General features: G+C 34.5%; 12 protein-coding genes. All 12 read left to right on the top strand.

The window, feature by feature from the left end; genetic code table 11:
• Window positions 1–960 (top strand): phospho-N-acetylmuramoyl-pentapeptide-transferase, encoded by a 960-nt coding sequence (gene mraY / locus ACTHPI_RS04695; RefSeq protein ID WP_445353022.1) that lies wholly within the window; start codon window positions 1–3, stop codon window positions 958–960.
• A gap of 9 nt (window positions 961–969) precedes the next feature.
• Window positions 970–2,349: a UDP-N-acetylmuramoyl-L-alanine--D-glutamate ligase gene (murD, locus tag ACTHPI_RS04690; protein ID WP_445353021.1), complete on the top strand. Its 1,380-nt coding sequence runs from the start codon at window positions 970–972 to the stop codon at window positions 2,347–2,349.
• Between the two features lies 1 nt (window position 2,350).
• Window positions 2,351–3,454, top strand: a complete 1,104-nt coding sequence (gene murG / locus ACTHPI_RS04685; RefSeq protein ID WP_445353020.1) for an undecaprenyldiphospho-muramoylpentapeptide beta-N-acetylglucosaminyltransferase — start codon at window positions 2,351–2,353, stop codon at window positions 3,452–3,454.
• A 16-nt stretch (window positions 3,455–3,470) separates the two neighbouring features.
• Window positions 3,471–4,337 carry a cell division protein FtsQ/DivIB gene (locus ACTHPI_RS04680; RefSeq protein WP_445353019.1) on the top strand — a complete coding sequence of 289 codons (867 nt, stop codon included), beginning with the start codon at window positions 3,471–3,473 and terminating at the stop codon, window positions 4,335–4,337.
• Window positions 4,338–4,400: 63 nt separating this feature from the next.
• Window positions 4,401–5,759, top strand: a complete 1,359-nt coding sequence (gene ftsA / locus ACTHPI_RS04675; RefSeq protein WP_445353018.1) for a cell division protein FtsA — start codon at window positions 4,401–4,403, stop codon at window positions 5,757–5,759.
• A 14-nt stretch (window positions 5,760–5,773) separates the two neighbouring features.
• Window positions 5,774–7,111 (top strand): cell division protein FtsZ, encoded by a 1,338-nt coding sequence (gene ftsZ / locus ACTHPI_RS04670; RefSeq protein WP_445353017.1) that lies wholly within the window; start codon window positions 5,774–5,776, stop codon window positions 7,109–7,111.
• A 15-nt stretch (window positions 7,112–7,126) separates the two neighbouring features.
• A complete protein-coding gene (locus ACTHPI_RS04665) occupies window positions 7,127–7,567 on the top strand; it encodes a cell division protein SepF (RefSeq protein WP_445353016.1) in 441 nt (146 codons plus the stop codon).
• Window positions 7,567–7,869, top strand: a complete 303-nt coding sequence (locus ACTHPI_RS04660; protein WP_445353015.1) for a YggT family protein — start codon at window positions 7,567–7,569, stop codon at window positions 7,867–7,869. Before ACTHPI_RS04665 ends, ACTHPI_RS04660 begins: the two co-directional genes overlap by 1 nt.
• Window positions 7,869–8,663 carry a YlmH family RNA-binding protein gene (locus ACTHPI_RS04655; protein WP_445353014.1) on the top strand — a complete coding sequence of 265 codons (795 nt, stop codon included), beginning with the start codon at window positions 7,869–7,871 and terminating at the stop codon, window positions 8,661–8,663. The genes ACTHPI_RS04660 and ACTHPI_RS04655 overlap by 1 nt, the downstream gene beginning before the upstream one ends.
• On the top strand, window positions 8,645–9,427 hold the full coding sequence (locus ACTHPI_RS04650; protein WP_445353013.1) for a DivIVA domain-containing protein: 783 nt from the start codon (window positions 8,645–8,647) through the stop codon (window positions 9,425–9,427). Before ACTHPI_RS04655 ends, ACTHPI_RS04650 begins: the two co-directional genes overlap by 19 nt.
• A 223-nt stretch (window positions 9,428–9,650) precedes the next feature.
• Window positions 9,651–12,440 (top strand): isoleucine--tRNA ligase, encoded by a 2,790-nt coding sequence (gene ileS / locus ACTHPI_RS04645; RefSeq protein WP_445353012.1) that lies wholly within the window; start codon window positions 9,651–9,653, stop codon window positions 12,438–12,440.
• Complete coding sequence (locus tag ACTHPI_RS04640; protein WP_445353011.1) at window positions 12,440–12,637, top strand: cold-shock protein; 198 nt, start codon at window positions 12,440–12,442, stop codon at window positions 12,635–12,637. The genes ileS and ACTHPI_RS04640 overlap by 1 nt, the downstream gene beginning before the upstream one ends.
• The last annotated feature ends 7 nt before the right edge of the window (window positions 12,638–12,644 follow it).

Below are 12,644 nucleotides of genomic sequence, written 5' to 3'. Positions count from 1 at the left end.
ATGGTTATTGGTATTATTGCATTAGTAAGCTCGCTTGTTTTGACAGCGATTTTTTTACCATGGTTGATTATCTTTATGCATTCACACCATGAAGGTCAGGAGATTCGTGATGAGGGTCCTAAATGGCACCAAAAGAAGTCAGGTACTCCAACAATGGGGGGAACAATTTTTGTTTTAGCTTCTGTTATCTCCACTCTTTGGGTGACTCTTTGGCATCATGATTTAGATAAAACGATTTGGATTTTACTTGTCAGTTTATTGGGATATGGAATTATTGGATTTCTTGATGATGGGCTTAAGCTTTACTTTAAGCGAAACTTAGGTCTTCGCGCTTGGCAAAAGCTATCTCTTCAAATTGTAATTGCAGCGATTATTGTTTTGATTGCAGCAAGTGACCACTTTAAGTTTAATTTATTTATTCCATTTGTTGGTAATATTAATAGTGTTGTTTTATTTACAATTTTTATTGTTTTCTGGCTTGTTGGTTTTTCAAACGCAGTCAACCTTTCAGATGGATTAGATGGATTAGCAACTGGACTTTCAATTGTAGCTTATGGTACTTATGCTTATATTGCATATCAACAAAATAATATTCCAATTTTTGTATTTTGTATGAGTGTAATTGGTGGTTTAGCTGCATTTCTTGTGTTTAATCATAAACCAGCGAAAATTTTTATGGGAGATGCTGGTAGTTTAGCACTTGGGGGAGGACTTGCCGCAGTAAGTATTTTCTTGAATCGCCCATGGTCACTTCTCTTAATTGGAATTGTTTTTGTGTGTGAAACAGCTAGTGTAATTTTGCAAGTTATTTCATTCCAAACAACTGGTAAGAGAATCTTTAAAATGACTCCTATTCATCACCATTTTGAAATGCTTGGCTGGTCTGAATGGAAAGTTGACATTGTCTTTTGGCTTGTTGGTTTAATTGGTAGTATTTTGTATTTAGTAATCTGGGGTTAAAGATAAAAAATGAAACAGATTGACACATATAAAAATAAAAATGTTTTAGTATTAGGTCTTGGTAAAAGTGGTTTTGCGGTAAGTGAACTTTTGTTAAAGTTAGGAGCAAAACTTACTTTAAATGATAAGGCTGATTTAGATAAAAATTCTAAAGCTCAGGAATTAAAAGAAAAGGGTGTTCGAGTAATTGGTGGTCATCACCCAACTGAGATTTTAGAAGAAGAACATTTTGATTATTTGGTTAAGAACCCTGGTATCCCTTATGAAAATCCAATGGTTGCAAAGGCCGAAGAATTAAAAATTCCCATTATTACTGAACCAGAAGTTGCACTTAGTGTAAGTGATGCACCATATGTTTGTGTAACTGGATCAAATGGTAAAACTACCACAGTTATGCTTACACAAAGAATTTTAGATCATCATTTATCTAAAAATGGGCATCATGCTTATGCGGTAGGAAACATTGGGGTTCCGATTTCTGAAGTTGTAACTAAAGCAACTAAAGATGATATTTTGGTAGTGGAAATTTCTAGTTTTCAATTGATGGGTGTAACTGACATTGATCCTAAGGTAGCTGCAATTGTTGATATTTACAATAATGTTCACCTTGATTATCATAAGACTTTTGAAAACTATGTTCAGGCTAAGCTTAACGTGACGCGTTTTCAAAATGAAAATGATTATTTTATTGCTAATTTTGATCAAAAAGATATTTTTGAAAAAGAGACGGATTTAACAAAAGCTCAAATTCAAACTTTTTCTGAAATGGATGATAGTGCTGATTACTTTATTAAAGATGGATATCTTCAAAGTCAAAGCGAAAAATTGATGAAAACCAGCGATATGAAATTACCTGGTATTCATAATCAACAAAATGCTCTTGTGGCGATTGCAATTTCTAAAATTATGGGTGTAGATAACGAAGATATCCAAGCAGTTCTAGAAACATTTACAGGTGCAAAACACCGTTTACAATATGTAATGACCTTAGATGGACGTAAGATTTATAATGATTCTAAGTCAACTAACATTGAAGCTGCAAGTGTTGCAATTCCATCTTTTGATGAACCAGAAGTACTTATTGCTGGTGGGCTTGACCGTGGATTTACCTTTGATGAGTTAATTCCATATTTTAAAAAGCATGTTAAAGCAATTGTTTTATATGGTGAAACAAAATATTTATTAGCCGACAGCGCAAGAAAAGCAGGTATTAAAAATATTGTAATTGAAAATACTCTGCAAGAAGCAGTTCCAAAAGCTTATGAGTTAACTGAACCTGGTGATGTATTGCTATTTTCTCCAGCATGTGCATCTTGGGATCAATTTAAGACTTTTGAAGCACGTGGCGATTATTTTGTAAAATTTGTAAAGGATTTAAAGACTAAATAAAATGAGAGTTATATTTACAGGCGGTGGCACAGGTGGTCACATTTATCCAATTATGGCAGTTATTGAACGATTGAAAGAACGCAAGATTAGTACCGATGATGAAATTTTATTTGTTGGTACACAAAAGGGACTTGAATCCAAAATCGTTCCTGCTGCTGGTGTCAATTTTAAAACGATTAAAATTCAAGGATTCAATCGTAAACATCCTTTGAAGAATTTTGAAACAATTGAATTGTTTATTAAAGCAACTAAGAGAGCTAAAGAAATTTTGCGTGATTTTAAGCCAGATATTGTAGTTGGTACTGGTGGATATGTAAGTGGAGCTATGGTTTATGAAGCTGCTAAAATGCATATTCCAACTATGATTCATGAATCCAATTCAGTTGTAGGTTTAGCAAATAAATTCTTGGGCCATTATGTTGATAAGATTTGTTATACATTTGATGATGCTGCAAAGCAATTTCCAGAAAAAAAGAAACTAGTACGCACAGGAAATCCTCGTTCACAACAAGTTTTGGGATTAAATAAAACTCCAATTGATTTAAAACAATGGGGATTAAATCCACAAATGCCTACTGTATTAGTATTCGGTGGTTCACGAGGCGCATTGGCAATCAACAGGATTATGCTTAAGAGTATTATGCAACTCAAAGAAAAGCCATACCAAATTATTTGGGCAACAGGTACTCTTTATTATGATTCAGTTGAAGAAAAACTTAAAAATGTTGATTTAGGTAATAATATTAAGGTTTTACCTTATATTAAAGATATGCCAGCGTTGCTCCCTGAAATGACTTGTGTAGTATCTAGATCTGGTGCAACAAGTATTGCTGAATTTACTGCATTAGGAGTTCCTGCAATTCTTATTCCAAGTCCTAATGTTACTCATAATCATCAAATGAAGAATGCTCTTGATCTTGAAAAGTCAGGTGCAGCATTAGTAATTCCAGAAGATGATTTAAATCCTAATAATTTTGTTTCTTCAATCGATCATATTTTGCTTGATGAAAAATATGCTAATGATATGAGCAAAGCATCGAAGGAATTAGGAGTTCCTGATGCATCTGACCAAGTTATTAAAGTGATGGAAGAAATCACACGTTAGTAAGGAGGTGAGGCAGATGCCAAGAAAACGAGTTACTAAGATTGACCCACGAAAAGAATTATCACCATATATCAATCATCAAACAAATCAATCTAAAAAGCGTAAAAGGCGTAAAAACAAAAAGGCTAAAGTTTCTGCCTCACTGTCTGGTTTACATAAAGAACGGCGAAAGTCATTATTTAAACGTTTAGGTTTAATTGTTCTTGTTTCATTAATTGCAATTATCTGTCTGGGCTATTATATATCGCCATATGCAAATATTAGTGGAGTGAGTGTAAAGGGAGCAACTGGTATTTCAAGTAAAGAAATAGTTAAGAACTCTGGTATTAAAGCTAGAGATAAGGTTTTTGATTATATTTTTAATAAAAAGAATCTTGATCAAAGATTAACTAAGCGCTATCCAGAAATTAAAAGCGTTAATGTTAAGATTTCTAATGTTAATCAATTAGTATTAGAGATTCATGAATATGGAACACTTGGTTATATTAAATCCGGATCAAAATATAAAAGAATTTTATCAAATGGCAAAATCGGAACACAATTATTAACTTGGAATGAAATCCAGCAAGATAAACCTTTATTCATAGGCTATAAACATAATTCTGGTTTAAAAGATGAGTTAAAATTATTTAATGATTTTCCACAATATTTTAAAGATGAAGTTAAAGTATTGAGTGGTAATACTCGTCGACCTTCGCAAATTGTATTAGTAATGAAAGATGGTAATGTTGTTATTGGCAATATTACTACTCTAAAAAATAAAATTAAGTATTATAATGCAATTAAACAAAAAGCAGACAAGCATAGTCTAATTGACTTAGAGGTTGGGGCATTTAGCAGACCTCTTACTACTAATGAAATGAAGACATATGGCATATCATAGGCTGAATTTAACGCTTTTTTATGTTAAAATTTTTTCATGGCGGATAATAATGGGGGCTAAATTTTGGATAATTTAAATCTTTTAGTGGGACTTGATATCGGTACCACAACTATAAAAGCCGTAGTTTCTGATTCTGGAAAAGTAATTGGAGCAGTTACTACCCCAAATACAGGGATGCGGCATGGTAAAATTGTAGATATTGATCAAACTGCTGCCGCAATTAGGCGAGCATTAAAAGAAGTTGCAGAAAAAACTAATGCGACAATTTATAGTGTTGTTACAGGGATTCCAGTTGGAATGCTTCAACTTGAGACTGCTACTGGACTTACTAATGTAGGTGAAGGCGGTCAAGAAGTTGGCGATGAAGATGTTAAAAGGGTATTGCAAGCAGCTGTTAAGTCGGCTGTTAAAGACGGGCGAGAACCTATCTCATTTTTGCCAAGTAGATTTATGATTGATGGTAAAACTGACGTAGATGATCCGCGCAAGATGATTGCACATTCGCTTTCCGTACATGGTATATTATTGACGGCACCATCGGGTTCTCTTCATAATATTAAAAAAGCTATTGAAAGAGCTGGTTATAGCAATAGCTTCTTTATTCCAACCCCACTTGCAATTGCGAGTGTAGCTTTAGATGAAGGGGAGCGCACATTTGGTTCAATTATTTTGGACTTAGGTGGTGGAGATACTACTGCTACTGTTATTCATGAAGGACAAATTAAATATGCAAATATTGATTTAGAAGGTGGCAGTGATATTACTAATGATATTTCTGTAGTTTTAAGCACTTCTAAAAAAGACGCTGAACAAATTAAGCTAGATTATGGTTTTGCTGATCCGAGTTTAGCTTCTGAACAAGATAAATTTGCTGTGAATAGTGTTGGTTCTAATGGACAACAAATGGTCAGCGAAGTTTACCTGAGTGAGATTATTAATGCGCGTTTAGTTCAAACAATAAACCGCGTGGGTAAAGGTTTAGCTAAAAACGAAGCTTTGAAATTACCCGGTGGTATTGTTATAACTGGTGGAAGCAGTCTTTTGCAAGGAATTGATGGTTTAGTTGCAAATAAACTAGGCTTGAAAGCACGCATCTATCAACCAGACCAAATGGGAATGCGTAATCCGATTTATGCAGCTGCATACGGAATTGTTAATTATGCTGATAAGATGTCAGACATCGATTATTTGGTTGTAAATGCAATTTATGGCAATGATGTTGCTGTCAAGCGTGAAGAGATTGCACAAGAAAAGCCAAAGATTTCAAAAACTAAGCCTTCTACTAGTGAAACTAAGGCAAAAGAAGATTATAATAGACATAATATGTCTGAAAGCGATGAAGCTTCAGAAGATAAAAAAGAAAGCAATAATCAAAATAATACAAAGGGCATCAAGAGTTTCTTTAAGAAATTCTTTGATTAAAGGTGGTTAATTACATGGATTTTACGTTCGATTCAGATGACAATAAAAATGCTGTCATTAAAGTTATTGGTGTAGGTGGCGCCGGCGGCAATGCTGTCAATCGAATGATTGACGATGGTGTACAAGGCGTTTCATTTATTGCGGCAAATACCGATGTACAGGCATTGAATAGCAATAAAGCTGAAAATAAGATTCAACTTGGACCAAAGTTAACTCGTGGTCTTGGCGCCGGTTCACATCCTGAAGTCGGTCAAAAAGCTGCCGAAGAAAGTGAACAAACTATCGAAGATGCACTAAAAGGTGCAGATATGATTTTTATTACTGCTGGTATGGGTGGTGGTACTGGAACTGGTGCTGCTCCAGTAGTAGCAAAAATTGCTCGTGAAACCGGTGCTTTAACTGTTGGAGTAGTTACACGTCCTTTCAGTTTTGAAGGTCCTAAGCGTTCAAAGAATGCTGCAGAAGGTATTACTCAATTAAAGCAATATGTTGATACATTAGTTATTATTGCAAATAATCGTTTGCTTGAAATGGTAGATAAGAAGACTCCAATGATGGATGCTTTCAAGGAAGCAGACAATGTCTTGAAACAAGGTGTGCAAGGTATTTCTGACTTGATTACTTCTACTGACTATGTAAACTTGGACTTTGCTGATGTTAAGACTGTTATGGAAAATCAAGGCGCTGCTTTAATGGGTATTGGCCGTGCAAGCGGTGAAAATAGAACTGTGGAGGCAACTAAGCTTGCTATCTCATCCCCACTTCTTGAAGTTTCAATTGATGGTGCAAAACAAGTTCTGTTGAATATTACAGGTGGACCTGATTTAACTTTATTTGAAGCACAAGATGCTTCAGAAATTGTTTCAAAAGCTGCAGGTGATGATGTCAATATTATCTTTGGTACATCAATTAATCCTAATTTAGGAGATGAAGTAGTAGTTACTGTAATTGCAACAGGTATTGATTCTGCTGCTGAAGAAGCTGCTTCAAAACAACTTCCTGGAAGAAGTCATCAAGTTAAGGCTCAACCAGCTAGACCAGAAGTTAAAAAGCCAGAAACTCATCCAGTTGTAGGTGCAGATAGTGTAAATCCAACTTCTTCACAAAAAGATTCAGATTCACAACCTTCACATAAGCAAGAAACAATGGTTGATCCAACTAGTGTTTGGGGTTTAAACAATACTGATCAATCTCAAAGAAGACAGGCACAACCAGATTCACAACAAAAAGATGATAATTTTGATTCATACAATGATGATGAACAAAATAGCATTTCACAAATTGAAACTAGTGCTCAAAGCGATGATGATACAGAAGATATACCATTCTTTAAGCATCGTGGTGAGAACTAGTAGGAGGTAAGGAACATGGCTTTTGATAAACTTGGTAGATTCTTCGGAATTTCAGATGATGAAAGTGACATACTGGACGAAGAATATACTGATAATCGTGAAGCAGAAGAACATAATGAAATTCCGCTCAATACAATCAATCGCGACAACATTGTTTCTATAAAATCAGGAATCAAGGCAGCTAAAAGCAAAATTGTTTTATATGAACCACGTGTCTTTTCGGATGCTAAGGAAGTAGCACAAAACTTGCTTAATAATAAAGCTGTTATCATCAATTTTAGTAGAATGGAAGATAGTTCCGCTAAAAGAATTGTTGATTTCATTACAGGAACTGTTTATGCCTTAAATGGAGAGATTCAACGTATTGGTGATAAGATATTTTTGGCAACTCCACCAAAATTTGCTACAGATGGTAAAATAAGTGATTTAGTAGATAAGAAAGATAATTTAAGTTAATGATAAGCATACTACTTAGTTTATATAAGATTATCCAATGGATTTTTTGGTTATATAGCTTATTCATTGTAATTAATGCTATTCTTAGCTGGGTACCAATACTGAATAATTCGGTAGTTGGGGAATGGCTAAATAAAATTGTTAATCCATATTTGGATTTATTTAGAAAAGGACCGCTTGCACGTTTAGCATATTCAACCGGGATTGACTTTTCTCCAATTATTGCTTTATTGGTCCTTTATATTGTCCAAGATTATGTTTTAAAATGGATTTTCAATATTTTATTTAGATTGTTTGCCTAATGGAGCGTAGACAGGCAAGTAGCTTTTATCCACATTTTGAACAAGAAGAAAGGCCAACAATTGATAAATTTGTTGGTCTTTTTAATCAGTTAATTTTCAAGCAAGAAGCAATTTTAACGGATTTTTTAGACCCAGGCAAGCGGGAAATTCTTAAGACAATTGTGGGTAATGATGCATTAGTTCAAGAATATGGCGGCTATAAAAACGCAGAAAAAAAGAGAGTATATTTGAGTTTAGATTGGGAAAATTTACGTCCTAATGATTATCAAATAACTCCTATAAAAATTGAATATCCAATGAAATTTGCTAAATTAAGGCATGGCTCAATTTTAGGGGCACTTGCTAATTCAGGCGTGGAAACAGATACTTTTGGTGATATTATCACTGATGGCAAAGGAAATTGGCAATTTTTCGTAAAAAATGAACTAGAAAGTTTCTTTTTGGAACAAATTGACCGAATAGGGAGAGTTCAAGTAAAGTTACGTGAAATTCCTTTTAAAGAAGTCTTAATTCCTGAAGATACTTCAATACAAAAAACAGAAATTGTTGCTTCTTTGAGAATTGATAGTGTTTTAGCAGGTATTAGTAGGCAAAGTCGAACTCAAGTCAAAAAGTTAATTGAGAATAAACAAGCTAAATTAAATTGGCATGATATTCAAGATTCTAATATAATTATAAAAGTAAGAGATATTTTGAGTTTGCGGCATTTTGGTAGAGTCGAAATTACAGATATCTCGTCTACAAGAAAAGGCAAATATAAGGTGGTGCTTAAACTTTGGCGGACAAAAAATTAACTCCAATAGAGATTAATAAAAAGGAGTTTACTAGACGTGGACGTCGTGGATATGATCGTTATGAAGTTGATTCGTTTTTAGATCAAATTGTAGAAGACTACGGCAATGCTTTAGACAAAAATGCAGATTTGAATAATGAGTTAACTATTACGAAAGAAAGATTGAAAGATTATAAAGCAAAAGCTGAAGAATATGATCGAAAAAAATCAGATCTTAATCAGTCAATCATTTCTGCACAAGAAGCTGCTCAAAAAATAAAAGCAGATGCTCAAAAAGAAGCAAGTGAATTATTAAATAATGCACAAGATCAAGCGAATGTTGATACAAAATATGAAAAACAGCAACAAGAAGTTTTAAATAGTGATTATCAGCGTTTGAAACAGCAAGTTGGTGAATTTCGTAATCATATTCAAGATTTGTTGCAAAAACAAATTGATAGCTTGAATGATGAAAATTGGCAACATGAATTAGATAAATATTTTGGAACAGATCGTTTTTATCCTGTTGATGGGTCAGAACCTATTCCAGTAACTGATTCTGAGGCTGAACTTGATGAAGATGATGAAGATTTTGATGATGTTCAGGTTGACAATTTACCCATTCATGACGTAAACTCATACCAAGACCCTCAAGATGATGAAAATACTCCTCATCCAATGGTAGGGGATAGTCCAAATCAAGAGACAGTTAATGTTGAAAAGCCAAAGCCTAAAAAGCATACTGGTACAACTATAGTCTTTCCGGACAATCATAAAAAATTATAATTTTTAGACTGACAGTAAAACTAAAGGACGACTCAGCGAGCTAGTGTTGGTGAAAGATTAGCAAAAATGTTCAATAGTTGATCAGCTGTTAATATTTGTCTAAGCGTTTGACTACATGATACGCAGTCATAAGTGGAGTTTTTAACTCAATTTAGGTGGTACCACGGTTAGCCTCGTCCTAATACAGGACGAGGTTTTTTATATTGAGAAAGGAAATTATTGAATGAAAATCAAAGATACTTTGAATTTAGGTAAAACTAAATTTAAAATGCGTGGGAATCTTCCAGTTCGTGAAGCTGAATGGCAAAAGCAATGGGAAGATAACAATTTATATGAACAAAGATTAAAATTAAACGAAGGTAAGCCTCGTTTTGATTTACATGATGGTCCTCCATTTGCTAATGGTAATATCCATATGGGACACTCTCTTAACAAAATCTCTAAGGATATTATTGTTCGTTTTAAAAATATGGATGGCTACTATGCACCATATGTTCCTGGTTGGGATACACACGGACTTCCTGTAGAACAAGCTTTAGCTAAAAAGGGAATTGACCGTAAAACAATGGACAGAGCTAAGTATCGCGAACTTTGTCGTCAATTTGCTCAAGAACAAGTTGAAAAGCAAATGGCTGATTTCAAGCGTCTAGGTATTATGGCAGACTGGGATCATCCTTACATTACTCTTCAACCAGAATTTGAAGCTGAAGAAATTCGTGTATTTGGTGATATGTTCAAGAAAGGTTATATCTATAAGGGTAAAAAACCTGTTTACTGGTCATGGTCAAGTGAATCAACCCTTGCCGAAGCTGAAGTTGAATATCATGATGTAAAATCTCCTTCAATCTACATTGCTTTCCCAGTTAAGGACGGTAAAGGAATTTTAGATGAAAAAGATACCTACTTTGTAATTTGGACAACTACTCCTTGGACTATCCCTTCAAACCAAGGTATTACTGTAAATCCACAATTTGATTACTCAGTAGTTGAAGTAAATGGTAAGCGTTATGTTGTTGGAACTACTCGTTTAGATGCGGTTGCTGAAGCTTTGGGTTGGGAAGACTATAAAGTCGTACAACACCTTAAGGGTAGTGATATGGACCGTATGGTTGCTAAACATCCACTTTACGATCAAGATAGTTTAGTAATGAATGCTATGCACGTTACTGCAGATGATGGTACTGGATTAGTTCATACTGCTAGTGGATTTGGTGAAGATGACTATAATGTAGCACAACGCTATAACTTGCCAGTATTTAGTCCAATGAATGCACAAGGACGCTTTACTGAAGAAATTCCTGATCCAGATTTAGTGGGAATGTTTTATGATGATGCTAACAAAGTAGTTAGTGAAAAACTTGAAAAATCTGGCGCATTATTAAAACTTAGTTTCTTTACTCACTCATACCCACATGACTGGCGTACTAAGAAGCCAGTAATTTACCGTGCAACTACTCAATGGTTTGCATCTATTGCTAAATTCCGCGATCAAATTTTAGATCAAATTGAACAAGCTAACTTCATTCCATCATGGGGTAAGACACGTCTTTACAATATGATTAAAGATCGTGGTGATTGGGTAATTTCTCGTCAACGTGCTTGGGGTGTTCCACTTCCAATTTTCTATGCAGAAGATGATACTCCAATTGTTACTCCAGAAACTATTGAACACGTTGCACAAATCTTTGAAAAAGAAGGTTCTAATGCTTGGTACACTCACAGTGCTAAAGAATTACTTCCAGAAGGCTTTACTTCAGAGCACTCACCACATGGTGAATTTAAGAAGGAAACTGACATTTTAGATGTTTGGTTTGACTCAGGAACATCATGGGCAGGTGTAATGAAGAAGCGTAATGGTCTTAACTTCCCAGCTGACCTTTACTTAGAAGGTAGTGACCAATATCGTGGTTGGTTCAACTCAAGTTTGATTACTTCTGTTGCTACTACTGGTTTAGCACCTTATAAGCAAGTTTTATCACAAGGATTTGTACTTGATGATAAGGGTCACAAGATGAGTAAGTCACTTGGAAATGTCATTTCACCAAATGATGTTATCAAGAAGATGGGTGCTGAAATTATTCGTCTTTGGGTTGCACAAGCTGATGCGACATCAGATGTAGCAGTTTCATACGACATTTTGCGTCAAGCTTCTGAAAGTTACCGTAAGATTAGAAATACTTTCCGTTACATGCTTGCAAACACTAGTGACTTTGATCCTAAAGAAAATCGTGTAGCTTATGATGATTTAAGATCAGTTGATCAATATATGGAAGTTAAGCTTAATGATGTTATTAAGGAAAGTTTAGCTGCATATAATGAATACGACTTTAACACAGTTTATAAGAATATCTTTAAGTTCATTTCAAATGACTTATCAGCATTTTACTTAGACTTTGCTAAAGATGTATTATACATTGAATCAAAAGATAGTCATGCTCGTCGTTCAATGCAAACTGTAATCTATGATGCAGCTGTAAAACTTGCTAAGATTTTAACACCAATTTTGCCACATACAATGGAAGAAATCTGGGGCTTCTTAAAAGAAGATGAAGAATACGTTCAACTTACTAATATGCCAGAAGTTGAAACTCACTTAAATCGTGAAGAACTTCTTGAAAACTGGGCAAAATTCATGAACTTGCGTGATGATGTTTTAAAGGCATTAGAAGATGCTAGAAACAATAAACTTATTGGTAAGTCATTTGAAGCAGCTGTAACTATTTATCCGGATAAAGAAACTAAGAAGATGCTTGAAGATCTTAATGCAGACTTTAGACAGATTTTAATTGTTTCTAAATTAACAATTGCTGATGGGGATGCTCCAGAAAATGCTGAAAAATTCAATAATGCTTCAATTGTTGTTGAAAGAGCAGAAGGCGAAGTATGTCCACGTTGTCGCATGATTAAAACAGATATCGGTGCTGATCCAAAGCTTCCAGAACTTTGTGCACGTTGTGCAGAAATTGTGGAAAAGGATTATCCAGAAGCAGTTCAAGAAGGATTTGAGAACTAATGCGTTTAGGTACTGTAAAACAGTTCGATGGCAGTTATGGTTTTATTGATGATGATTTAAATCATAAATCATATTTTGTATTTTATACTGCTATAAAAGAAGATGGTTATAAAAACCTTGAAGTTGGTCAAAGAGTTAAGTACCAACTTGCACAGGGGAAAAATGGCCTACAATGTGTGAATGTCTATTTGGCGTAATCACAAG

The organism is Lactobacillus sp. PSON (assembly GCF_052615405.1).
Note: the sequence above shows the minus strand (reverse complement) of the source record. Positions and strands in the feature narration are given on the sequence as shown.